At 62.3% G+C, this 24547-nt stretch carries 24 protein-coding genes; 16 read left to right on the top strand and 8 right to left on the bottom strand.

Annotated elements, in window-relative coordinates; genetic code table 11:
• The first annotated feature begins 3 nt into the window (after window positions 1-3).
• The 12 genes from GSQ73_RS15555 to GSQ73_RS15500 are packed head-to-tail and all read left to right on the top strand — an operon-like array spanning window position 4 to window position 11688.
• The gene (locus GSQ73_RS15555) at window positions 4-627 is read left to right on the top strand and encodes an FMN-binding negative transcriptional regulator (protein WP_158885591.1); all 624 of its coding nucleotides are present in this window, start codon (window positions 4-6) and stop codon (window positions 625-627) included.
• The gene (locus GSQ73_RS15550) at window positions 624-1103 is read left to right on the top strand and encodes an OsmC family protein (RefSeq protein WP_216844790.1); all 480 of its coding nucleotides are present in this window, start codon (window positions 624-626) and stop codon (window positions 1101-1103) included. Before GSQ73_RS15555 ends, GSQ73_RS15550 begins: the two co-directional genes overlap by 4 nt.
• A gap of 28 nt (window positions 1104-1131) precedes the next feature.
• Complete coding sequence (locus GSQ73_RS15545; protein WP_158885589.1) at window positions 1132-2337, top strand: argininosuccinate synthase; 1206 nt, start codon at window positions 1132-1134, stop codon at window positions 2335-2337.
• A gap of 6 nt (window positions 2338-2343) precedes the next feature.
• Window positions 2344-2784, top strand: a complete 441-nt coding sequence (locus GSQ73_RS15540) for a GNAT family N-acetyltransferase (RefSeq protein WP_158885587.1) — start codon at window positions 2344-2346, stop codon at window positions 2782-2784.
• Complete coding sequence (locus GSQ73_RS15535) at window positions 2781-3881, top strand: acetylornithine deacetylase (protein WP_158885585.1); 1101 nt, start codon at window positions 2781-2783, stop codon at window positions 3879-3881. Before GSQ73_RS15540 ends, GSQ73_RS15535 begins: the two co-directional genes overlap by 4 nt.
• Entirely contained in the window at window positions 3878-5194 is a 1317-nt protein-coding gene (locus GSQ73_RS15530) for an acetylglutamate kinase (RefSeq protein ID WP_158885583.1), read from the top strand. Before GSQ73_RS15535 ends, GSQ73_RS15530 begins: the two co-directional genes overlap by 4 nt.
• A gap of 26 nt (window positions 5195-5220) precedes the next feature.
• A complete protein-coding gene (gene argC / locus GSQ73_RS15525) occupies window positions 5221-6192 on the top strand; it encodes an N-acetyl-gamma-glutamyl-phosphate reductase (protein WP_158885581.1) in 972 nt (323 codons plus the stop codon).
• Window positions 6193-6241: 49 nt separating this feature from the next.
• Entirely contained in the window at window positions 6242-7594 is a 1353-nt protein-coding gene (gene proS / locus GSQ73_RS15520; protein ID WP_158885579.1) for a proline--tRNA ligase, read from the top strand.
• Window positions 7587-8882, top strand: coding sequence for an argininosuccinate lyase (locus GSQ73_RS15515; RefSeq protein WP_158885577.1), 1296 nt, complete (start codon window positions 7587-7589; stop codon window positions 8880-8882). Before proS ends, GSQ73_RS15515 begins: the two co-directional genes overlap by 8 nt.
• A gap of 3 nt (window positions 8883-8885) precedes the next feature.
• A complete protein-coding gene (locus GSQ73_RS15510; RefSeq protein WP_158885575.1) occupies window positions 8886-9263 on the top strand; it encodes a cupin domain-containing protein in 378 nt (125 codons plus the stop codon).
• Window positions 9260-10429: a glutamate 5-kinase gene (gene proB / locus GSQ73_RS15505; protein WP_158885573.1), complete on the top strand. Its 1170-nt coding sequence runs from the start codon at window positions 9260-9262 to the stop codon at window positions 10427-10429. The genes GSQ73_RS15510 and proB overlap by 4 nt, the downstream gene beginning before the upstream one ends.
• Window positions 10426-11688 (top strand): glutamate-5-semialdehyde dehydrogenase, encoded by a 1263-nt coding sequence (locus GSQ73_RS15500; RefSeq protein ID WP_158885572.1) that lies wholly within the window; start codon window positions 10426-10428, stop codon window positions 11686-11688. Before proB ends, GSQ73_RS15500 begins: the two co-directional genes overlap by 4 nt.
• A gap of 163 nt (window positions 11689-11851) precedes the next feature.
• Here the strand turns inward: GSQ73_RS15500 and GSQ73_RS15495 are convergent, their stop codons facing one another.
• Both GSQ73_RS15495 and GSQ73_RS15490 read right to left on the bottom strand, forming a co-directional pair.
• On the bottom strand, window positions 11852-12238 hold the full coding sequence (locus tag GSQ73_RS15495) for a hypothetical protein (protein WP_216844789.1): 387 nt from the start codon (window positions 12236-12238) through the stop codon (window positions 11852-11854).
• A gap of 5 nt (window positions 12239-12243) precedes the next feature.
• Window positions 12244-12843: an NUDIX domain-containing protein gene (locus tag GSQ73_RS15490; RefSeq protein WP_158885568.1), complete on the bottom strand. Its 600-nt coding sequence runs from the start codon at window positions 12841-12843 to the stop codon at window positions 12244-12246.
• Window positions 12844-12924: 81 nt separating this feature from the next.
• Here GSQ73_RS15490 and GSQ73_RS15485 point away from each other — a divergent pair, with 81 nt between their 5' ends.
• Both GSQ73_RS15485 and GSQ73_RS15480 read left to right on the top strand, forming a co-directional pair.
• Window positions 12925-13680: a DeoR/GlpR family DNA-binding transcription regulator gene (locus GSQ73_RS15485; protein ID WP_158885566.1), complete on the top strand. Its 756-nt coding sequence runs from the start codon at window positions 12925-12927 to the stop codon at window positions 13678-13680.
• Window positions 13681-13921: 241 nt separating this feature from the next.
• Entirely contained in the window at window positions 13922-14299 is a 378-nt protein-coding gene (locus GSQ73_RS15480) for an HU family DNA-binding protein (RefSeq protein WP_158885564.1), read from the top strand.
• 145 nt (window positions 14300-14444) lie between these two features.
• On the opposite strand, the gene kynU is transcribed toward GSQ73_RS15480, so the two are convergent.
• From kynU to GSQ73_RS15460, 4 genes are all read right to left on the bottom strand, one after another.
• The gene (gene kynU, locus GSQ73_RS15475) at window positions 14445-15725 is read right to left on the bottom strand and encodes a kynureninase (RefSeq protein ID WP_158885562.1); all 1281 of its coding nucleotides are present in this window, start codon (window positions 15723-15725) and stop codon (window positions 14445-14447) included.
• Window positions 15726-15830: 105 nt separating this feature from the next.
• On the bottom strand, window positions 15831-16352 hold the full coding sequence (locus GSQ73_RS15470) for a hypothetical protein (protein WP_158885560.1): 522 nt from the start codon (window positions 16350-16352) through the stop codon (window positions 15831-15833).
• Entirely contained in the window at window positions 16349-17383 is a 1035-nt protein-coding gene (locus GSQ73_RS15465; protein WP_158885558.1) for an amidohydrolase family protein, read from the bottom strand. Before GSQ73_RS15465 ends, GSQ73_RS15470 begins: the two co-directional genes overlap by 4 nt.
• A gap of 64 nt (window positions 17384-17447) precedes the next feature.
• Window positions 17448-19553 (bottom strand): FUSC family protein, encoded by a 2106-nt coding sequence (locus tag GSQ73_RS15460; RefSeq protein WP_158885556.1) that lies wholly within the window; start codon window positions 19551-19553, stop codon window positions 17448-17450.
• 182 nt (window positions 19554-19735) lie between these two features.
• Between GSQ73_RS15460 and GSQ73_RS15455 the strand changes: the two genes are divergently transcribed.
• Window positions 19736-22486, top strand: coding sequence for an alpha-L-rhamnosidase (locus tag GSQ73_RS15455; protein WP_254063463.1), 2751 nt, complete (start codon window positions 19736-19738; stop codon window positions 22484-22486).
• 1 nt (window position 22487) lies between these two features.
• On the opposite strand, the gene yeiP is transcribed toward GSQ73_RS15455, so the two are convergent.
• Window positions 22488-23051 carry an elongation factor P-like protein YeiP gene (gene yeiP / locus GSQ73_RS15450; RefSeq protein ID WP_158885552.1) on the bottom strand — a complete coding sequence of 188 codons (564 nt, stop codon included), beginning with the start codon at window positions 23049-23051 and terminating at the stop codon, window positions 22488-22490.
• Window positions 23052-23174: 123 nt separating this feature from the next.
• Window positions 23175-23942 (bottom strand): SDR family NAD(P)-dependent oxidoreductase, encoded by a 768-nt coding sequence (locus GSQ73_RS15445; protein ID WP_158885550.1) that lies wholly within the window; start codon window positions 23940-23942, stop codon window positions 23175-23177.
• Between the two features lie 267 nt (window positions 23943-24209).
• Here GSQ73_RS15445 and GSQ73_RS15440 point away from each other — a divergent pair.
• Window positions 24210-24547 (top strand): RcnB family protein (locus GSQ73_RS15440; protein ID WP_158885548.1); only part of this gene is annotated, 338 nt, incomplete at its 3' end.

The raw sequence follows: 24547 nt of genomic DNA, 5'->3' as shown, positions 1-24547 counted from the left end.
GGCATGTACCAGCCTAAATCCTTCGTCGAATCGCGTAACGATGTGCTGCACGAATTGATTCGTGCGTATCCGTTCGCCACGCTGATCGTGAATAACGCCAGTGGCATCGTCGCCAATCATCTGCCGTTTGAAATCGTCGGCGATGTGCTGCATGGGCATGTCGCGGGCGGCAGCGAATTGTCGAAAATGGATGACGCCGAGGGGTTGGTGATTTTTCACGGGCCGGACGGTTATATCAGCCCCAACTGGTATCCGACCAAGTACGAGACTGGTCGTGAAGTTCCCACGTGGAATTACGCCGTCGTGCACGTGCATGGTCGTATGCGCGTTGTCCGCGATGCGGTCTGGCTTCATCAATTGCTGGAAAAGTTGACCGACCATCACGAGGCCACGCAGCCGCAACCCTGGCATGTCAGCGACGCACCGGCAGACCACGTCGAAAAAATGCTGCATGCCATCGTCGGCATCGAGATCACCATCGACCGCGTCGAAGGCAAGTTCAAGCTGAGCCAGAATCATCCGACGCGCAATCGCGCCGGTGTGATCGCCGGGCTGCGCGAGCGCAACGGCGATGGCGATGCCGAGCTGGCCGACCTCATGGCCCTGCAGGAGGAAAGCAAACCATGAGCATCGGACACGAGCATCGCTATCGCGTCGACGTCGAATGGACTGGCAATCTCGGAACCGGCACACAGAGCTATCGCGGCTACGAGCGCAGCCACGACATCCGCATCGCCGGCAAGCCAACGCTGGCCGGCTCGTCCGATGCGGCCTTTCGCGGCGATGCGAGCAAACACAATCCCGAAGACATGCTCGTCGCCGCCCTGTCGACCTGCCACATGCTTTCGTATCTGCACGTGGCGGTGACCGCGGGCATCGTCGTTACGGCGTATGCCGATACCGCCGAAGGGATGATGGAACTCCACGAACATGGCGGACGCTTCGTCGAGGTCGTATTGCGGCCACGTGTCACCGTGAGCGCGGCGAGCGACCGTGACAAGGCCATCGCGCTGCATGAAGACGCGCACCACGCCTGCTTCATCGCCAACTCCGTGAATTTCCCCGTGCACTGCGAGCCGCAAGTCGTCGTTGCACCTCTTTGAACATTTTCATATCCAGGATTTGCAAGTCATGAGCAAAGATATCGTTCTCGCTTTTTCCGGCGGCCTCGACACGAGCTTCTGCGTGCCGTACCTGCAGGAACGCGGTTGGGCCGTGCACACCGTGTTCGCCGATACCGGTGGTGTCGACGCGGACGAGCGTGTGTTCATCGAAGATCGTGCGAAGGAACTCGGTGTAGCCAGCCACGTCACTGTCGATGGCGGGCCGGCGATCTGGAACGGTTTCGTCAAACCATTCGTGTGGGCAGGCGAGGGCTACCAGGGCCAGTATCCGTTGCTGGTCTCCGATCGCTATCTGATCGTCGATGCCGCGCTGAAGCGCGCCGACGAACTGGGCACCAAAGCCATCGCGCACGGCTGCACCGGCATGGGCAATGATCAGGTGCGCTTCGACCTGACCGTGAAGGCGCTGGGCGACTACGACATCGTGGCACCGATCCGCGAGATCCAGAAAGAGCACACGGCCGTGCGCGCCTACGAACAGGCTTATCTCGAAGAGCGCGGCTTCGGCGTGCGCGCCAAGCAGCAGGCGTACACCATCAATGAAAACCTGCTCGGCCTGACCATGTCCGGCGGCGAGATCGATCGTTGGCAGGCGCCGGGTGAGGGCGCCACAGGCTGGTGCAAGCCGCGTGCCGAATGGCCGTCCAAACCGTTGCGCGTGAAGGTGGGCTTCGTTCATGGCGAAGCCGTAACGCTCGACGGCGAGAAGATCGCCGGCCACACGATGCTGGCGAAGCTCAACCACTTGTTCGCCCAATACGGCGTCGGTCGCGGTCTCTATACCGGCGACACTACCATCGGACTGAAGGGCCGGATCATTTTCGAAGCGCCCGGCCTGACGGCCTTGCTCACTGCGCATCGCGCGCTGGAAGAGGCGGTGCTTTCCAAACACCAGAATCGCTTCAAACCCGATGTGGCGCGCAAGTGGGTCGAACTGGTTTACGAAGGGTTTTTCCACGATCCGTTGAAGACCGATCTCGAGGCGTTTCTCCACTCCAGCCAGTCCACCGTCAACGGCGAAGTGACGCTGGAAACCACGGGCGGCAACGTCAGCACCGTGGCCATCGAATCGAAACACATCCTCAACGCCAAGGGCGCGACCTATGCGCAGGCGGCCGACTGGGGCGTCGCCGAAGCGGAAGGTTTCATCAAGCTGTTCGGCATGAGCAGCACGCTCTGGGCCGAAGTAAATCGTGCGACGGACAAGGGCTGAAGCTGCATGAGCGCGTTGCAGATATCGACGGACAAGGATCAGCTCGACGTCGAGCTGATTCATCGTTTCCTTTCGACCGACGCGTACTGGAGTCGCGGCATTCCGCGCGCGACGGTGGAACGTGCGATCGCCGGCTCGCTGTGCTTCGGCGGTTATCTCGATGGACATCAGGTGGCCTTCGCGCGAGTGGTTACCGATGGCGCCACCTTTGGTTATCTGGCCGATGTGTTCGTGCTGCCGGAACATCGTGGGCGAGGCTATTCCAAGACATTGATGAACATCGTCATGGCACATCCGCAACTGCAGGGCCTGCGCCGTTTCAGCCTGGCTACCGGTGACGCGCACGACCTCTATGCAGCTTTCGGTTTCGCCGCGCCCACGCGGCCGCAGAACCTGATGGAAAAGTTCGATATGGATGTCTATTCAAGAGAGACGGTAAAGGCATGAGCGCGCTACTCGAATCCACGCTGTACCATCTCAAGGCGCTGGTTGCCTTCGACACGCGCAATCCGCCGCGCGCGATCGGTACCGGCGGCTTGTTCGACTACATGCGCGCGCAGCTGCCAGGCTTCAGCGTGACCGTGACCGACTACGGCGCCGGCGTGGTGACCTTGCACGCGGTGCGCGGCTCACCGAAATACCTGTTCAACGTGCACCTCGATACGGTGCCGGATTCGCCGCACTGGAGTGCCGATCCGCATGTGCTGCGTACCACGGGTGATCGCGCGATCGGACTCGGTGCCTGCGACATCAAGGGCGCGGCTGCGGCGCTGATCGCGGTGGCGAACGCCTGCGACGGCGATCTGGCACTGCTGTTCTCGACCGACGAGGAAGCCAACGACGCACGCTGCATTGCCGGTTTCCTGAGCCAGCCACAACCGTATGAAGCGATCATCGTCGCCGAGCCGACGAAGGGCGAGGCAGTGCTGGCGCATCGTGGCATCCAGTCGGTGCTGATGCGGTTTGCCGGCCAAGCCGGTCATGCATCGGGTGAACAGAAACCCAGCGACAGCGCGCTGCATCAGGCGGTGCGCTGGGGCGGCGCGGCGCTGGATGTCGTGGCTGCGCAATCGCACGAGCGCTTCGGCGGGCTCACCGGCTTGCGTTTCAACATCGGTCGCATCGAAGGCGGCATCAAGGCCAACATGATCGCGCCAACGGCCGAGGTTCGCTTTGGTTTTCGACCATTACCGACGATGGATCCCGATCGTCTGCTCGGAATTTTTCGCGCGCTGGTCGAGCCGCAACCGGTCGCATTCGGCGAAACGTTTCGCGGTGCTTCGCTGCCTGCCGGCGATACCGCACGAGCGGAAGAACGCCGGCTCGCGGCCCGCGATATCGCCGATGAACTGGCATTGCCGATCGGCAACGCGGTGGATTTCTGGACCGAAGCGGCACTGTTCTCCGCCGGCGGCTACACCTCGTTCGTCTACGGCCCTGGTGACATTGCGCAGGCACACACCGCCGACGAGTGGGTGACGCTCGATCAACTGCGGCAGTACGCCGACAACATCTACCGCATCGTCGAAAGTGGAAACGCATGAACAGTGGCTCGCACACCCGCAAAACCATCGTGCGCCTGCTTTCGAGCATGGGCAGCGCGAAGGAAATCCAGCAGTACCTGAAGCGTTTTTCTCAGCTCGACGCGAAGCGCTTCGCCGTGGTCAAAGTGGGCGGCGCGGTGTTGCGCGACGATCTGCCCGATCTCACTTCATCGCTGACTTTCCTGCAGCAAGTGGGACTCACGCCGATCGTGCTGCACGGTGCGGGTCCGCAACTGGACGAAGAGTTGTCTGCTGCAGGCATCGAGAAACAAACCGTCAATGGTTTGCGGGTGACTTCGCCGCAGGCGCTGGCGATTGTGCGTCGCGTGTTCCAGCAACAGAACCTGCGGCTGGTCGAAGCGTTGCAGTCGATGGATACGCGCGCTACGTCGGTGCCCTCCGGTGTGTTTAACGCCAGCTATCTCGATCCGGAAATCTATGGACTGGTAGGGCAGGTGCAGAGCATCAACCTGGCGCCGATCGACGCCAGCCTGCGCGCCGGTTCCATCCCGGTAATCGCCAGCCTCGGTGAAACCGAACAGGGCCAGATCCTCAACATCAATGCGGATTTCGCCGCCAACGAACTGGTGCGCGTGCTGCAGCCATACAAGATCATTTTCCTCACCGGCACCGGCGGCCTGCTCGATGGCAACGGCAAGCTGATCGACTCGATCAATCTTTCCACCGAGTACGAGCAGTTGATGCAGCAGCCGTGGCTGCACTCGGGCATGCGCGTGAAGATCGAACAGATCGCCGATCTGCTGCAGAACTTGCCGCTGACCTCGTCGGTGTCGATCACACGACCGTCCGAATTGGCCAAGGAACTTTTCACCCACAAGGGTTCCGGCACACTGGTTCGGCGCGGCGAAAAAGTGGAACGGCACGATTCGTGGAAAGGCGTCGACTTGGCGCGCATGCGCGACCTGATCGAGTCGAGCTTCGGCCGCACGCTGGTGGATGATTACTTCGAGCGCACCACATCGTTCCGTATTTATGTCAGTGAAAACTATCGTGCCGCGATGATCCTCGTCGAAGTGGATGGCCTGGTTTATCTGGACAAGTTCGCGGTGCTTGACGACGCACAGGGCGAAGGCCTGGGACGCGCGGTGTGGCTGTTGATGCGTGAGGAAAACCCGCGCTTGTTCTGGCGCTCGCGCCACGGCAATCAGGTCAATCCGTTCTACTACGCAGAGTCCGATGGCTGCTTCAAGCAGCCACGCTGGAAAGTGTTCTGGTACGGCATGGACGATTTCGAAACCATCGCCCGCTGCGTCGCCCACTGCGCCGAACGGCAACCAACGCTGGTGGATTGAACAAGAGATATTGCAGGAGTGACGTAGTGGCAAACGGCAAGAAAACCATCGGCATCGTTGGCGCGCGGGGTCATACCGGTGCGGAGCTGATCCGACTGATCGCGGCGCATCCCGGGCTCGAACTCGGCTTCGTTTCTTCGCGCGAGCTGGATGGCGAGCGAGTCGATGTGCATGTCGCGGAATACCGCGGCGATCTTCGCTACACATCGCCGACGCAGGCGGTACTTCCGAGACTCGGCGCCGACGTAGTGATCCTCGCGCTGCCCAACGGCAAGGCCGCCGAATATGTGGCGGCGTTCGATGAGGCCGGTGTGGATTCGCGGATCGTCGATCTGTCCGCCGATTTTCGTTTCGACCGAAGCTGGTACTACGGCCTGCCGGAGCTGACACGCGACAGCTGGCGCGGCCAGAAGCGCATCAGCAATCCCGGTTGCTATGCCACCGCGATGCAATTGTCGATCGTGCCGCTCAAGGATCTGCTGGCTGCGCCGCCGGTGTGCTTCGGCGTGTCCGGTTATTCCGGCGCCGGCACCACGCCGTCGGACAAAAACGATCCTGAAAAACTGCGCGACAACCTGATGCCATACGCGCTGACCGGCCACATGCACGAGAAGGAGGCGTCGTTCCAGTTGGGCGTACCGGTGGAGTTCATGCCGCACGTGGCGCCGCATTTCCGCGGGCTCTCGGTCACTACCAATCTTTATCTTTCGCGCAAGATGACGCGCGATGAAGTGATCGCGCGCTTTCGTGCCGCGTACGACAACGAGAAGCTTGTCGTCGTGGTCGACGAAGCGCCATGGGTCAGCCGCATCGCGCATCGTCATCATGCGGAGATCGGCGGTTTCGCGTTGTCTGCCGATGGCAAGCGCGTGGTGATCGTGGCGACACTGGACAACCTGCTCAAGGGTGCGGCAACGCAGGCGATGCAAAACATCAACCGCGCGATCGGATGTGATGAATTGGCGGGCATCGACGTGGAGCGCGCGGCTCGACCGTGAAGCGGCATTGCGCTGCTTCCTGTCGTTCAACCTTTCCCGGAATCCCGTCATGCGTCTGTCCCGTTACCTCCTTCCCACGTTGAAAGAAAATCCCGCCGAGGCGCAGGTCGTTTCGCATCGGCTGATGCTACGCGCCGGCATGATCCGTCAGGAGGCCGCCGGCATCTACGCCTGGTTGCCTCTGGGCCTGCGTGTGCTGCGCAAGATCGAGCGCATCGTGCGCGAGGAAATGGATCGTGCCGGTGCCATCGAGTTGTTGATGCCGACGCTGCAGCTGGCCGACCTGTGGCGCGAAAGCGGTCGTTACGACGCCTATGGTGCGGAGATGTTGCGCATCACCGACCGTCACAAGCGCGAGCTGTTGTATGGCCCGACCAACGAGGAAATGGTCACCGAGATTTTTCGCAGCTACGTCAGTTCGTGGCGCAGTCTGCCGCTGAACCTTTATCAGGTGCAGTGGAAATTTCGCGATGAACAGCGGCCGCGTTTTGGACTGATGCGCGGGCGCGAATTCCTGATGAAGGACGGCTATTCGTTCGACCTCGACGAGGCCGGCGCGCAGCGATCGTACAACCGCATGTTCGTCGCTTACCTGCGATTGTTCGCGCGGATGGGCATCAAGGCGATTCCGATGCGCGCGGAAACCGGCCCGATCGGCGGCGATCTTTCGCATGAGTTCATCGTGCTCGCGCAAACCGGTGAGTCGGCGGTGTACTGCGATGGCCGCGTACTCGAACTGCCGATTCCCGACGCCGATATCGATTATGCCGGCGACCTGCAACCGGTGATCGATGCGTGGACTGCGCCGTATGCAGCAACCGAAGACGTGCACGATACGGCGCGCTTCGAACGCGATGTGACGCCTGGGCACCGCGTTCACACACGGGGCATCGAAGTCGGCCAGATCTTCTACTTCGGCACCCGGTATTCGGTACCGATGAAGGCCAACGTGACCGGCGCCGATGGTATGAATGTGCCGATCCACGGAGGCTGCTATGGCGTGGGTGTGTCGCGCCTGCTCGGCGCGATCATCGAAGCCAGCCACGACGAACACGGCATCGTGTGGCCGGCGTCAGTGACGCCGTTCGCGCTTGGCCTGGTCAATCTGAAATCGGGCGACGTGCGCACCGATGAGGCGTGTGAAGCGCTGTATGCGCAGTTGCAGGCGGCCGGCCTCGACGTGCTGCTCGACGACACAGACGATCGCGCCGGCGCAAAGTTCGCGCGCATGGATTTGATCGGCCTGCCGTGGCAACTGATCGTCGGGCCACGCGGGCTTGATGTCGGCATGGTAGAACTCAAGCAGCGCAGCAACGGCGAGCGCCGCGAACTTTCCATTGAAGCGGCAGTGCAGGTGCTGGTCGCTTCGTATCCGAACGAGAAGGACCATCCCCATGAGTGATCTGCTGTGGCAGAAGGACGGCGTGACGACGAACGCAAAGATCATGGCGTTTCTCGCTGGCGACGACGTGTTGCTCGATCGCGAATTTTTTCTGCACGACATCGTCGCGAGCAAGGCGCATATCGAAGGCCTCGCCAATATCGACGTGGTCAGCGCCGACGAATCGCAATCGCTGAAGCGCGAACTGGACGCACTGGCGGAAGATTTTCGCAGTGGTGCATTCATACTGGATAACCGATACGAGGATGGGCATTCCGCGATCGAGGCGCGACTCACCGAACGCCTTGGCGATGCAGGACGTCGCGTGCATACCGGCCGCAGCCGCAACGATCAGATTCTCGTCGCAACGCGCCTGTGGCTGAAGGATCAGCTATCCGCGCTGCACACGCATTGCCGCGCGATTGCGCAGGTCTGCCTGGATCGTGCAGCGCAGCCGGCGTTGCCGCTACCTGGCTACACGCATTTGCAGCGCGCGGTGGTTTCGTCCACGTCGATGTGGTTTGCCGGCTTTGCCGAGGGTTTCATCGACAACGCGTGGCGCGCGAAACAGACGTCCGAATGGATCGACGCCAATCCGCTCGGCACCGCCGCCGGCTACGGCGTCAACCTGAAGCTGGATCGCGAACACACCACGCAGGCGCTCGGCTTTGCGCGCATGCAGGTGTCGCCGATCTACGCGCAAATCTCGCGCGGCAAGTTCGAGATGGCGGTGCTGGAAGCCATCGGCAGTGCGTTACTCGACCTGCGCCGACTGGCATGGGATCTGTCGCTGTTCACCACCGCCGAATTCGATTTCGTGAAGCTGCCGTCCGAATACACCACGGGCAGTTCGATCATGCCGAACAAGCGCAACCCGGACGTCGTCGAACTGCTGCGCGCGAGCTACGCCAGCATCGCGGCTGCACGCACCGAGATCGAGCAATTGCTGTCGCTGCCCTCGGGCTATCAGCGCGACCTGCAGTTTTCCAAAGGCTCGCTGTTTCATGGTTGCCGTCACGGCTTGGCCGCGCTGGAGCTCGTGCCCGATCTGCTCGCGCGCATGCGATGGAACGAATCGGCGATGCGCGCGGCGATCGAGCCGGCGATGTACGCCACCGACGTGGCGATCGAGCAGGCGGCTGCGGGCGTGCCATTTCGTGATGCCTATCGCGCAGCCGCCGAAGCGGCCAGCGATGCGGGGCAGGGACGCACGCCGGAAGCCAGTCTCGCGGCGCGCGTGTCGCCGGGTGCGGGTTATGACCTGCGGCTCGATACTTTGCGTGCGCGGCTGAACCAACTGGACGGCTGAACGATGCACGAAGAACCCACGACCGCGATCAGCAGAGACGGCGCACCGCACTATCGCTGGGGCGATGTCTGCGATGGTTGGCATTTGCTGGAGTGCGACGACCTGAGTGTGATCGAGGAGTGCATGCCGCCGGGCGCCGCCGAGCAGCGGCATCGGCATGCCAGGGCGCGGCAGTTTTTCTACGTTCTCGAAGGCGACGCCGCGCTGGAGATCGAAGGCGAAATACATCACCTCGCGCGTGGTGTCGGTGTGCACGTGCCGCCGGGCGCAGCGCATCAGATGCGCAACGAAAGTGCTGCGGACGTGCGTTTCATGGTGGTGTCGGCGCCGAAAAGCCATAGCGATCGCATGCCGGCGGAAGCGCCGGATCGACCACGATGAACATGACGCGAGAACTTTCCGCACAGGATCTTCCGCGTTGGCGTCGCGCCGTGTTGAAGGTCGGCAGCAATCTGCTTGCGGCTGATGGCGGCGGACTCACCGCGCGCTACGCCGCGGCACTGGCCGGCTTCATCGATGCAAGCCATGCCGATGGTCGCCAGGTGGTACTCGTGTCGTCAGGCGCGGTCGCCGCGGGACGCGCCGTGTTGCGCGAACGAGCGACGCTCGATGACGGACTCGTCATGCGCCAGGCGCTCGCAGCACTCGGGCAGGCGCCGATGATCGCGCTATGGCAATCGCTGTCTGATAGGCCGGTGGCGCAGGTGCTGCTCACGCACGATGATCTCGGCAATCGCCGTCGCTATCTCAACGCGCGCGCCACGTTGCGCGAGTTGCTCGCGCTCGGCGTGTTGCCGGTGGTGAACGAAAACGACACCGTCGCGGTGGATGAGCTCAAGCTCGGCGACAACGACAACCTCGCGGCCATCGTCGCCGCGTTGGTCGACGCCGATCTTCTGTTGATCGCCTCCGATGTCGACGCGCTTTACAACGCCGACCCGCGCCGCAACGCATATGCCGAACCGATCGCGCATGTGTCCGCGTTGACGCCGGCGATCATCGCCATGGCAGGCGAAAGCGGCAGCGAGGCCGGCACTGGCGGCATGCGCACCAAACTGGAAGCTGCGGGCAAGGCGGCGACGGCCGGCATCCCCACGGCGTTGTTCAGCGGTCGCGATGCGGCGACGGTACAGGCGCTTCAGCACGGGCGATTGCACGGCACCTTGATCGACGCATCGACCGGTCGCATGCAGGCGCGCAAATACTGGCTGCGCCATGCACCGACGGCAGCGGGTCGCATTCGTGTCGATGACGGCGCAGCACGCGCGCTCGCCGGCGGCCAGGTGTCGTTGCTGCCGGGTGGCGTCAGTGGTGTGGATGGTGATTTTCATCGTGGCGATCTGGTCGAAATCATCGACTCGCAATCACGCACCGTTGCGCGTGGTCTGGCGCAATACAGTTCCGTGGAAATGCGCCGATTGGCAGGGCAACACAGTCGCGAGATCGAAGGTCTGCTTGGTTACAGCTATGGCGCGGAGATGGTGCATCGGGACGATCTCGCGACCGTGATCGACAGTACGACCAGCAACAGGGAGATCGGCGCATGAGCGATATCCGCCAGCAGGCCATCGCCTGTCGCGACGCTGCACAACGCGTTGCGGCACTCGATACCGAAACCAAGCGCAAACTGCTGCACGACATGGCAGTCGTGCTCGAATCGCAATCGGCCGTCGTGCTGGCGGCGAACGCGCGCGACATGCAGCAGGCGCAGGACAAGGGCGTGCAAGGCGCCATGCTCGATCGCCTGCGGCTCGATGAAACCCGCATGGCTTCCATCGCCAACGCCTTGCGCGAAGTCGCCGCGTTGCCCGATCCCGTCGGCGTGGTGACGCGACGCGAGACGCGTCCGAACGGGCTGTCGATCGAGCGTGTTCGCGTGCCGCTCGGCGTGGTGGCGATGATCTACGAGGCGCGACCCAACGTCACCGCCGACGCTGCCGCGCTGTGCCTGTTCGCTGGCAACGGCGTCATCCTGCGCGGTGGTTCCGAAGCGCTGCATTCCAATATGGCGATCGCTGCCGCATTGCAATCCGCGCTCGTATCCAACCATGTGCCTGCGGCCGCGCTCACGCTGGTCGAGGATCTCAGCCGCGAAACGATGGTCGAGCTGTTGCAACTCATCGACATCGTCGACCTGGCCATCCCTCGTGGCGGCGAAGGTTTGATCCGATTCGTCGCCGAACACGCGCGCGTGCCGGTGATCAAGCATTACAAAGGTGTATGTCATCTGTACGTGGATCGAAGTGCTGATCCGGTGCTTGCGTTGAATTTGCTGATCGACGGCAAGACCTCGCGTCCCGGCGTATGCAACGCGCTGGAAACCTTGCTGGTGCATGTGGACATTGCCGAAAGTTTTCTGCCGCTAGCCGCTGCAGCACTGCGCGATCGCGGCGTGCAGCTGCGCGGCTGCGAGCGCAGCCAGGCGCTGGTGTCCGACATGAAGCTGGCGACCGACGATGACTACGCCGCGGAATTCCTCGATCTGATTATCGCGATACGCATCGTCGACGATCTTGGAGACGCCATCGCGCACATTCGTCGTTACGGCTCCGACCACACCGAAGTGATCGCCACCCGCGACGAATCATCAGCGCAGCAATTCGTCGCGGCATTGCGCTCGGCTGTCGTGATGGTCAACGCATCTTCTCGTTTCTCCGACGGCGGCGAACTCGGCCTTGGTGCCGAGATCGGCATCTCGACCACGCGCCTGCACGCGTACGGTCCGATGGGCGCAGAATCCCTCACCATCGAACGTTTCGTGGTGCGCGGCGAAGGACAGGTGCGGCATCCACAAAGCCGCGTGTGAAGCGCGGCAATTGTTGTGCGTTTATTTCTTGGCCTGTCACCGACGATTGGACCAGGACGATCCACCCAAAAAGGAGTCGACATGTTTCCTGCTCACAACAAGAACCTGCAACGATTGCAGCGACTGCGCTGGATCATCTATGTGGTCATGGCCGTCGTGGGCTTCACAATTCTTGGCGTGAAGACGTTATTGGCACACTGACCTCGGGCACGTCCCGCAGCGAGTGATAGGTGCGCAGGCCAAGCGCTCTTGCTCGACGTACATCGTCATCGGCGCCCTTCGAATCGCCTCCGATCCGCCAGACCGCATCGCAGTGTTGCAGCAACCGTTCCGCGACCGGATAGAGGAATTGTTCGGCAATCGCATCGTTCGGTGTAGACGATCCGGCTTCGCGCGCCAGCGGTAGCGCAGCCCATTCGCCAATCATCGGCATGTGACCGAGCCGATAAATCGCCAGCGCAGCACGCTCCAGAGCCTGCAAGTTGCGGGTGATTTTTTCAGGGTCGCCACCGGTGCCACTGCGGTAAGGGCCAGCGATCAGCACGAGCATGGATTTCATCGCGAGGAATCCTTGGCGAAAAGATGCAGCGCGGCGTACTGCAGCAGCATGATCGTCTTGGCATCGACGATGTCGCCGCGGTGAAACATCGCCATCGCTTCGTCGAACGAGAGTTCGATGACTTCGATGTCTTCACCCTCGTCTTCGAGGCCGCCTCCGTTTCCGACCTTTGACGCAGCGTCGTATTCGGCGATGAAGAAAAACAGTTTTTCAGTGACTGAACCCGGGCTCATGAATGCCTCGAAGATCTTGTGCACGTTGCCGATGCGGTAGCCGGTTTCTTCCTCGATTTCCGCACGAATGCGCTGCTCCGGCGTTGCTTCATCGAGCAGGCCTGCGGGCGCTTCGATCAACATGCCGTGGTGACCGTTGACGTACGCAGGAAAGCGGAATTGGCGGGTCAGCACGATACGCCGAGTGGCGCGCTGATACAGCAGAACGGTGGCGCCATTGCCGCGGTCGTAAGTCTCGCGCTGCTGACGCTGCCAGCGTCCATCGGCGCGACGAAAGTCGAACACGGTTTTCTTCAAAAGGTACCAGTCGTCGGACAGAACCAGGCTTTCGATCACGCGCACCCGGTCGGCGATTTCATTCATCAGTCGAGCCTTTATGGACATGCCAGACTGAAAAAGCTATCGTGCATTATCGTGCAATGTCAATTAATTTCGTGCAGGCCCATGCTGACGACCCATCGAAAGAAATCCATCCTTGCGACGTTGAAGAAAGACGGCCTCGTGATCGCCAAGGCGCTCAGCGAATCCTTCGACGTCTCCGAAGACACCATCCGTCGCGACCTGCGCGAGCTGGCTGCGGAAGGGCTGTTGCAGCGCGTGCACGGCGGCGCGCTGCCCGCCTCGGCGGCGGTCGCGGACTTCGGCCATCGACAGCAGATCAGCACCGATGGAAAGCTGGCGATCGCAAAGAAGGCAGCCGGGCTCGTGTCGCCGGGGCAGGTGGTGATTCTCGATGGTGGAACCACGTGCGTGCAGCTCGCACGTCATCTGCCGACCACGTTGCAAGCCACCGTGATTACGCACAGTCCGAGCGTGGCGGTAGAACTGGTAGACCACGCAGGCATCGAAGTCGTGTTGATCGGTGGACGGCTGTTCAAGCATTCGATGGTGGCGGTGGGTGCGGCAGCGATCGAAGCCATCGCGCACATTCGCGCCGACCTGTATTTCATGGGCGTCACCGGCGTGCATGCCAAGGCGGGCTTGAGCACCGGCGATCTCGAGGAGTCGTACGTCAAGCGCGCGCTGGCGGGCTGTGCCGCAGAAGTGGTGGTTCTCGCCTCGGCGGAAAAACTCAACACGGCGTCCGCTTATGTCATTGCGCCGGTGACGACCGCGAACATCATCGTCGTGGAACGGAAAACCTCAAGGGTCTTGAGCGCGCCGCTGGTCGCGCAGGGGATCTCGGTCGTGCGGGCGTAGATGTGTCTGCGTCGTGCCGTGGGGTTCGCCCATCAAGCGATCGAGCGTCGTCGCTAGCGCGTTCGTCGAATACAAAGCTCGAAAAAAGACTTGAAAAGAAGCCTCTTTCTGCCAGATATTGCGCAATGTCCGGCGCAATATGCAGCTTTGTGGTGCGCTGCCACTGTGACTTCGGGCAAACTTGGCTTACATTTCGTTAGCTCCGCCATTGGCGGCCTTTGAAACAACACTGGGAAAAAGCATGGCAACGACCAAAAAGAAGGCACCCGCAGCTGCAAAGACCGTTGCGAAGCCGGCAACGCACAAGCCGATCAAGGAAGCATTGAGCAAGTCCGGACTCGTCAGCCATCTGGTGGAATCCAGCGGCGTGGCAGCGAAGGACGTTCGCGCCGTGCTGTCGGCACTCGAAGGCGCCGTCGCCGGTTCCGTCCACAAGAAGGGCGCCGGTTCGTTCACCTGGCACGGCGTGCTGAAGATTTCCGCGATCAGCGTTCCGGCCAAGCCGAAGCGCAAGGGCATCAACCCGTTCACGAAGGAAGAGCAGTGGTTCGCCGCGAAGCCGGCATCCACCAAGCTCAAGGTGCGTCCGCTGAAGAAGCTCAAGGACGCCGCCGCCTGAGTTTTTCTTTCGGGTTTGGCGAATACAGGACACGCGCTTCAGTGATGGTTTGACTGGAAGCGCGCAGGGCCAAGGACGGCTCCACTCTGCAACAACAACTGCGTTACATGTACGGCCGGCGCATGCCTTCAGCGCGCGATAAACGTCAGCCTGCGCGATGCCAGTTGCGTACCGCTTCGGCAAACACCAGGCAATCCTCGAGCCGGTTGTACAACGGTGCAGGCGAGATGCGGATGACGTCGGGCTCGCGCCAGTCGCCGATGATGCCTTGGTCCATCAAATACTCGAACAATTCGCGGCCGCGTTCGCGACCGCCAGTCACGCGAATGGACAGCTGCGCGCCACGACGTTGTGGATCGGCAGGCGTTACGACCTGCAGCACTTCCGCCAGCTGAGTCTGCACCAACCACTCAAGGTAACCGGTGAGTTGCAGCGACTTCTCGCGCAGGTTCCGCATGCCGGCGCGACGAAAGATTTCCAGCGACACGCGCAAAGGCGCGAGCGCGAGGATCGGCGGATTCGACAACTGCCAGCCGTCGGCGCCCGGCGTTGGAACGAACTCGGGGCCCATCTGGAAACGTGTGGTCTTGTCGTGGCCCCACCAGCCGGCGAAACGCGGCAGCACGGCCTTGGCGTGCCGCTCGTGCACGAACGCGCCGCCGACTGCGCCGGGGCCACTGTTGAGATATTTGTAGCTGCACCAGATCGCGAAATCCGCGCCGCTGTCGTGCAGTTGCAGCGGAAGATTTCCGACGGCATGGGCAAGGTCGAAGCCGACCACGCAGCCATGCTTGTGTCCGAGTTCGGTGATCGCCTTGAGGTCGAACGCCTGGCCGTTGCGATATTGCACGCCGGGCAGCATCACCAGTGCGATGCGCGAGCCGTGTTGATCGAGCGCGCGCTCGATCGCGCCGAGCGAGATGATTCCGTTTGGTTCATCCGCCTCGAGTTCGATCAACGCGATGGCCGGATCGAAACCGTGGAAACGCACCTGCGATTCCACCGCGTAGCGATCGGTTGGAAACGCACCGGCTTCGATCAGGATCGCCGGACGCTCTCTGGTCGGGCGATAGAAGCTCACCATCATCAGATGCAGGTTCACGCCCAACGTGTTCATCGCGACCACTTCGGATGGCCGCGCGCCGATCACCGCGGCAAGGTCGTCGCGCACGAACTCGTGGTAATCCATCCACGGCAGGCGACCCTTGAAATGGCCTTCCACACCGAGCTCGCTCCAGTAGTCCAGTTCCGCATTGACCGCGTCGCGTACTGCGCGCGGCTGCAGCCCCAGCGAGTTGCCGCAGAAGTATGTGCTCGGCTTGCCGTCCGTGTGCGGCGGTATCAGGAATTCGTCGCGGAGTGCGCGCAGAGGGTCGGCGGCATCGCGGGCGCGAGCCCAGTCGAGAGTGGCCTGGTAATCGAGCATGGAAGTGTCCTGCATGGCTTTGTGTAGGAGCGCACCCCTGTGCGCGAATCCGTCGGGCCGCAAACGCATCGCGCACAGGGTGCGCTCCTACTGGGTTACGAAAATCTATTTCAGGCGCGCGGCAATCGCGGCGCAACCCTTGTCGAAATTGGATCTCCACGCTGCGCCGGCGAGGCTCTGCGTCGGGCGCACGCAGCGCAACTGGACGGCGTGGCCGTTCTTCATCCAGTAGCGCTCGACATAGGTGAACTCGACGCCGTTCTCCTGCGCGGAGTAGAGGTTGCTGTTCGGTTCGGGTTGCAAGGGCGCGATCCTGTAGCCGGGCAATGCCATGGCCTGCGCGGTGGCGTCGCCGATGTACTGCTGGAAAGCGTTCGTGTCGGCAACCTGCTTCACGGTGACGGTGACACGCGCGAGGCTGGTCTTGCCGGTGGGCGAGGTATCGGGCACCTGGAACACGCGCACTTCCGGATCGCCTTGCGTTTGCATGATTGCCAGCCAGTCATCCGGCGTGCTGAAGGTGACGCCGCCATCGGCCATGCTGACGTCGGTGGCGTACGCGATGCCGGTGATCAGCACGGAAAAAATGATGGCGAGGGCGGCGACGCTGCGCTGAAGGAAGTTCATGCGGATTCCGGAATGGGAAGGTCGGGGGCGAAGCGATGGCGGGGCAGGCCCAGCCATTCCAGCGCCGTGCCATGAAACAGCCGGGCGCGGGAGACGTCATCCAGACCCAACGCCTCGATACCGCTGCCGGGTTCCTGCTCCCCAAGCGGGAAAGGATAATCGGTACCGAGCATCACCTGCTCGACGCCCGTCACATCCAGCAGATATCGCAGCGCCTGATCGTCGTGCACGCAGGAGTCGAAATAGAAGCGCTTGAGATATTCGCGCGGGTTGCGCGGATTGTCGGTGGCTACCAGATCAGGACGCATCTTGAAGCCGTGTTCGATGCGTCCGATGGTCGCCGGAAAACTGCCGCCGCCGTGCGCCAGCATCACGCGCAGTTTCGGCAGGCGCTCCAGCACGCCGCCAAAGGCGAGGCAGCACGCAGCGCGCGTTTGTTCGGCCGGCATGCCGACCAGCCAGGGCATCCAGTATTTGGGCATGCTGGCCATGCCCATCATGTCCCACGGATGTACCAACACGGCAGCGCCGAGATCCGCCGCGGCTTCGAAGAACGGAAACAATTCCGGCGCATCGAGATTCCAGTCGCCGCAATGCGAACCGATCTGCACGCCCTGCAGGCCGAGCTCGTCGATGCATCGCTCGAGCTCGCGCACCGCTAATGCCGGCGCCTGCAGTGGCACGGTGCCGATGCCGGCGTAATGGCGTGGAAAATCGCGGCACACGCCGGCCATGTGATCGTTGAGATGGCGATGCAACTCGAGCGCCTGATGTCCCGGTGCCCAGTACGAAAACAGCACCGGCACCGTGGAGATCACCTGCACGTCGACGCCGAAGCGTGCGTAATCATCGATGCGTGTCTGCGGATCGAACGCCGAGTCCCACACCTCGCGGAAGAATTTGCTGTCCTTGTAGATGCGATGGCGACCGTCGGTATGCGTCATCGTCGGAAAGCGGTCGTCGCCGAACTTCGCCGCCAGATTCGGCCAGTCGCGAGGCAGGATGTGCGCGTGGGTATCGATCTTCAGCATCCGCGCAGTGTAAGGCTTCCCGGCGGATGCTTGCAGCCGTCATGCGATGACTCGGCAACGCCGCTCAGTCGCGCGCAAGCCTGCCTGCCGGGCGATCCGCCTGATCGACCGGTGCACGTCCAACGATGTGAGCGAGCGTATTGACGTTGTCGACCAGCCGATCGCAGATGCGGTTGATCGATGCGGCGGTTTCGCGATCGTCCTGTGTGCCCAATTGCGCGGACAGCGCCCGCTGCATCGCGCGAAGGTCGGCCAGTGGCGGGAGGTTGCGCTGTTCGCGCAGGCCGGCGGCAATTTCGTGCAGTGCCAAGCCGGTGTGTCGGACGAAATCGTTGAGCTGTTCCTGTGCAGGAAGTTGCTCGTGATCGCCACATAACGCTTCCAGCGTCATCGCGGTGCGCGCCAGTCGATTGCCATTGGCGAGCAGCGCGCTGGCAAGCTCCAGCAGATGCGCGGGTGTGGCGGGCTCGGCACGCATGCGGTCGAGCGATGCCTGTGCGTTGGTGCGTGCGGTGCGCACGGCGGTACGCGTTTCGCGATGCGTGTTGCGTTGATCGGGTGTGGCCAGCGCCGACAGATAACTTGCGTAGGCATCGAGCATGCTGGCGAGTGCGGCGCGTGCGCGGCCGCGTTCCCAGGTTGGCCACGCCACGTAAGCGAGCATCGCCATGCCGCAACCAAGTGCGGTGTTGATCACGCGATCGGACACGGCGGCCGTGGAACCCACGCCTTCGAACGAAAGCAGGATCACCACGGTGCCGGTCAGCGCCGCCACCGCGATGCCGTAATGCGCGGTGGCGAGATAACGGAACGCCATGCAGAGCAGCCCCATCAGCGCAAGATGCGCCCAGGGTTCGTTCGGCGTGATGTGCAGCAGCACCGTGGTGAGCACCAGCCCGAGCACCGTGCCAACGACCCGCAACAGGCCGAAGTTGAGCGTGGCGGAAAAGTCCGGACGCAGCACGATCGCCGCCGTCATCGGCAACCAGTAACCATGCGGAAGCTGTAATTTGCGTGACACGAACAACGCGGCGGTAAGGCATACCGCCGTGCGAATGGCGTGTCGGAAGGCGACCGATCGCGGGGTCAGGTTCGCGCGCAGAGTGGCCAGCGTCGAAGCGCTGCGCAATGTTTTCGGCAGACGCGTTTCGGCTTCGCTGGCGCGCAGCTCGCCGCGACTACCGGCCCAATCCGCGTTGCGCACCGCTGCGGCAAGCTGGCCGGACAGCGCATGGATATGTGCGGCCAGGCCGCCCGCGTCGCTGCCGTTGCCAAGCAGCGCACTTTCACTGGCCTGCAATGTCTGCAGCGCGCGTTGCGCCTGCTCCGGCGGTTCGGCCTGTTCGAGTGCGCTGGCGATGGCTTGCAGCACGCGCGCTGCGTCGTCGCGGAACATCGCGTGGATGGTCGGGTTGGCGTGCAGCTCGGCCATCGCGGTAAGTTCGAGCCGGATGCGTTCTGCCAGTTCCAGCAGTACGCCGAAGGCCTCCATCGCGCGACCGTGCGAGCGGTGCCGACCGAGCAGGGTTTGTTGCAGCGTCGTCATCGCATCGGTGAGTGCAGGCACGTCACTGTCATCGCGGATGTTCTGGCGCGCGACCACCGCGAGCCCCTGATAGACGCTGGCCAATGCGTGACGTTCCGGCAGATAGCGTTTCCATGGCCACGCCGCCAGCGAGAACAGCATCAGCAACAAACCGCCGGAAAAGATCAACCCGGCACCGATCAACGCACCGAGCAGCGACGTCGGCGATGCCGCCGTGATCACCAGCAGAATCATGCTGGTCATGCCCACGCGCGCGGTGTCGATGCCAAACACCACCAGCAGCCCGCCGAAAAATCCGAAAGCCGCCGTGGCCGCCAGTATCGGCAGCAGCTGGCCGCCGATGAGGAAACCCAGCAGCGATGCCAACCCCGCTGCGAGCGACGCCAGCAGCAATTGCCGCAGGCGCTGGCGATAAGGGCCGGGCTGATCGGAGAACATGGTGTCCAGCGCGCCGGCGGCCACACCAAGTCCGACGTGCGGATAGCCGCTGGCAAGCCCGATGGCGAGCGGCAGCACGACCGCCGCGGTATTGCGCACCACCACCTGCCACGGCACATCCGGCCGCTTCATCTGGGTCAGTGTCTGCAGCACCGAGGCGCGCAGCGAGTAGCCGTTGGCAGCCATCGAGAGTTAACGTCCTTCAACCGATTGGTCGCGATCATGCAGGGTAACCGAAGGTACGACGTCGATGCGGTGATATTCGATCCGTCGTTGCTTTCACTGCTCGTGCGACATCGTTACGATCGACTGTCGATCGTCGCTTGATTGCGGTACCGAGCGATCGCAGGAGTGATGTGTTGCGGATCATGTTTCGGCACTCGTTGTGTTTCCTCGCGCTGGTTTGCCTGATGCCATCGGCATCGGCTGGCGATGCGCCGGTGCAACTTCAGGCGTTGAATGTCGAAGCGAAACACGAGCCGCTTGCGATCGACGAAGCGCATCCACGCTTCTCGTGGATCATCGCTACCGCGAGTCGCGACACGGTGCAGAAAAGTTATCGATTGCGCGTCGCCAGCAGTGCGGAAAATCTCGCGAATGACAAGGACGATGTGTGGGACAGCGGCCGTATCGCTTCGGTGCAATCGTTTGGCATCGAATATCGCGGCCCGGCCCTGCATTCGAGCACGCGTTATTACTGGAAGCTGCAAGTCGAAACGTCGGCAGGCGCCGCAACGTCACGGTCTTTTTTCGAAACCGGTCTGCTCGATGCGCGGGCCTGGGGTGCATCAGTGTGGATCGGCAAGGGCGCGCACGCATCGCTGGAGGCACCACTGCTGCGCAGGGTTTTCCATGTCGATGCCGGCTTGCGGCAGGCGCGGCTGTACGTCGCTGCTGGCGGCTACGCCGACGTGTCGCTCAACGGCCGACCGGCCAGCAATGCCGTGTTGTCGCCCGACTTCACCAATTACGACAAGCGCGTTCTCTATACCGCCACGGATGTCACGGCGCTGCTGAAAGCGAATGCGCCGAATGCGATCGGCTTGCAACTCGGTCGCGGATTTTTCGGCCTCACCAATCCGGATGTATGGCATTGGGAGCGCGCGCCGTGGCATGCGGAGCCGCGTGTGCGTGCGGTGCTTCGGCTGAGCTACGCGGACGGTCATCACGATGACGTCGTGACCGACGGCAGCTGGAAACTCGCCGATGGCCCAACCTTGCTGGATGATCTTTACGGCGGCGAAACCTACGATGCACGCCGCGCGTCAGATGGATTCGACAGCGTCGGTTTCGACGACCGCGCGTGGCGCAACGCCAGCATCGTCACTGCACCGAAAGGACAACTCGTCGCGCAACGCGAACAGCCGATCCGCGTGATCGAAACGATGCATGCCATTGCGGTCACACAGCCGCGAGCGGGCCTATTCGTTTATGCGTTTCCGCGCGTCATCGCGGGTTGGGCAACGATCGCCGCGCAGGGCGTGGCGGGCACGACCATCGTGGCGCACTACGGCGAAAAGCTGCTGCCGGACGGCACGGTCGACGATCGCGACGAGCATCATTATTTCGAACATGGTTTCCAGACGGATCGCTTCACGCTGGCCGGAAAGGGCGTGGAACGCTGGCACGCAAGATTTTCGTACAAGGGTTTTCGCTACGTACAGATCGAGGGTTGGTCCGCCGGTGCGACGCCATGGCGCAGCGCTGTGAGCGCGCAAGTCGTGCACACCGATGCGGCGGTTATCGGACATTTTTCCAGCGCCAATCCGCTGCTCGACTGGATTCACGCCGCCACCGTCGACACCATGCTCGACAATCTTTACGGCATTCCCACCGATACGCCGATGTACGAAAAGAACGGCTGGACCGGCGACGGCATGCTCGGCGCGGACATGTTTCTGCGCAACATCGATAGCGGCGAATTGCTGGCGAAATGGGTGCAGGACATCGAGGACACGCGCACGCCCGATGGCGCGCCGCTGCTCATCGCGCCCAACCCCGGCTGGGGCACAGGCCGCGCGCCGCCATGGCATGCGGCCTATGTGCTGGTGCCGTGGTCGCTATACATGCAGCGGGGCGATCGCCGCGTACTGGCGACACACGGGGAAGGCATGACGAAGTACGTGGACATGGAGTTCGCCCGTTCGCCCGGCGGCATCGCCGATACCGACCTTGGCGACTGGGTCAGTCCCGAAACCGATCCAGGCGGCGAGAACGCGCCGGAAGATCGACGCGTCGCCGCAACGGCGTATCTCTATCGCATGGCCACGACGATGGTCGATGTCGAGCAGGCGCTCGGCAACGCATCGCAGGCTCGCCATTTTTCCGATATGTCCAAGCAGGTGCGCGAGGCATTCAATCGTGCGTTCTTCGACGCGACAGCGGGCATCTATCGCGGCGTGGGCGATCGCGGTTACCGACAGACGCACAATCTCCTCGCGCTGGCTTTCGATCTCGCGCCGCCTGCGCAACGCACGCGTATCGCGGCTGCACTGGCGGCCGACGTTCGTACGCGTGGCGATCATCTCGATACCGGCGCACTTGGCACGAAGATCGTGTTGCCCGTGCTTACTGCTACCGGCCATGAAAACATCGCATGGAAAGTGGCCACGCAACTCACGTTTCCAAGCTGGGGTTTCTGGCGTGCCAACGGTGCCACCAGTTTGTGGGAGCACTGGAAGCTGGCTGCGCGATCGCGCGGACATTATTTTCTCGGGACCATCGACGACTGGTTGTACGGCGACGTTGCCGGCTTGCGCCCGCTGGAGCCGGGCTGGCAGAAGATCGAGATACATCCGGCGATGACCGCATGGCTTGAGCATGCGGCGGCAGATACGTTGACGCCGTACGGCAGGGCGTCGGTGTCATGGACCCGTCGCGATGGAACGCTGAATATCACAGCCGAGATACCGGTCGGCGCGAGCGCCGTCGTGCACGTTCCCGCGCGTGATGTTTCTGCCATTACCGAATCGGGAGCATCGTTGTCGCGTGCCGCCGGCATTCACGGAATGCATGCGTGCGGTGGCGATGTCTGTATCGAAACGGGCTCAGGTCGCTACGCGTTTCGTGCATCGATGAATGGATCCGGGCGATCGATACGCCCGGATCCAAGAGGGTGAATCAGGCGCGTCCGGCGAACTCGCCCGTCAGCGTGCTTACCCACACCTTTTCGTCGTTGCTGATGTATTCGGGCACCTGTATCTCGATGCCGGTGTCGAGCTTGGCGGGCTTGTTGCGCTTGGTCGCGCTGGAGCCTTTCATCTCCGGTGCGGTTTCCACCACGGTGAGGATCACGCTGCTCGGCACCTGCAGGCCGACCGGCGCATCGTCGATCACCTGCACGTAGTAACCCTCGATGCCCTCGACGATGTAGCCGGCGTTGTCGCCGACCAGTTCGGGCGAGAGCATGTACTGGGTGTAATCCTCGGCGTCCATGAACACGAAGGCATCGCCATCCATGTACGAGAAATTGGCCGCGCGGCGGATCAAATCCATCTCGCGCAGTTCATCGTCCGAGCGCAGGCTCAGGTCGAACTTGCGGCCACCGGGAATCGAATAAAGCGTGAAGCGAAACGTGACGTTTCCGCCGCGCGCGCTTGGCGAGCTGCGCTCGATGTCGCGCACCTGATAAACGGTGCCATCGTGTTCGACCACGTTGCCTTTCTTGACGTCGGAAGCTTTCATTTTCTGTCCGGGAATGGGAATCAAAGGAGCGGGAACGGGGAATCGGGAACGGGAAACAAAGCTAAAGCGAAAATCGTCGTGCTGCAGTCTTCCATGTTCCCCATTTCCCGATCCCTGTTCCCCTTATTTGGGCTGCAACCGCACCGCGCCATCGAGGCGGATGGTTTCGCCATTGATGTAGCGGTTGCCGAGGATAAACGCGACGGTTGAGGCGAATTCCTCCGGCTTGCCCAGTCGCGATGGAAACGGTATCGACGCGCCAAGCGATTCCTGCACCGCAGGCGGCATGTTGTCGACCATCGGTGTCCAGAAGATGCCCGGCGCGATGGTCATCACGCGGATGCCGAAACGCGACAACTCGCGTGCCATCGGCAGCGTCATGGCGACCACGCCGCCCTTGGATGCAGAGTACGCGGCCTGGCCGATCTGGCCTTCGTAGGCGGCCACACTGGCGGTGTTGATGATCACGCCGCGTTCGCCATCTTCGCCGGCAACGTTGTTCTGCATCAGCGCCGCGCCCGCCTTGGCCACGTTGAAGCTGCCGACCAGGTTCACCATGACGGTGGTGGAGAACGTGCCAAGCGGCATCGCACCTTCCTTGCCCAGCACGCGGCCGGCGCCGAGAATGCCGGCGCAGTTCATCACCACGTTGATACCACCCATTGCCTGATGCGCGGCAGCGACATTCGTGGCAACGCCATCTTCGGAGGTGACGTCGGTGCGATAGAAACGCGCGGTGCTGCCGAGCGACTTTGCGGCCTCGTTGCCTTTCTCTTCGTTGACGTCGAACAGTGCGACGCTTGCACCGTTCGCGACGAGATGTCGGGCGACGGCATGGCCGAGGCCGGACGCGCCACCCGTGATGATTGCCTTGACCTGATCGAGCTGCATGGAAATTTTTCCGGGCCTTAAACGCGCCATGTTAGCCGAGAGGCATGGCGGTCGTGAAATGAACGAAAGCCAGCCGTCGGACGTTTGTCGGGCATCGCATTCATCTGACATTCGCACGGCAGCGGCGATGTTGTCGGCAAGGCAGCAATGCCGATGGGGAACCCGCCGCACAGGTGTATGGCACGCAATAACTTGCGCGGGTTCCCGGGTCCTTTAGTTGTTCCAGATGTATTTGTCATCACTACCATCGCCACAAAAGGAATTCGCATGAAGAAGCAATTGAGTACGTTGATGATCTGCGGCGCATTGCTGCTCTCCGCCTCTGTCGCCGTGCAGGCGCAGCCACCACAGGATCGCGACCATCACGGCCACGACAACGGGCATGATCAGCATGGCCACGGCTTCTATGATCGCGGTCGCAGCGAAGGCTGGTACAAGCGCGGCGGACACGTGCCGGCGGAATATCGCGGCGGCAATTACGTGGTGACCGACTGGCGTTCGGCGCATCTGCGTCAGCCGCCACGCGGATATCACTACGTACGCAGCGACAACGGCGATTTTCTGCTGGTGGCGATCACCACCGGCGTGATCGCGAGCATCCTCGC

The organism is Rhodanobacter sp. L36, from assembly GCF_009765755.1.
GTDB lineage: Bacteria > Pseudomonadota > Gammaproteobacteria > Xanthomonadales > Rhodanobacteraceae > Rhodanobacter.
The sequence above is the reverse complement of the archived record's forward strand: the minus strand, read 5'-3'. Positions and strand labels throughout refer to the sequence as shown.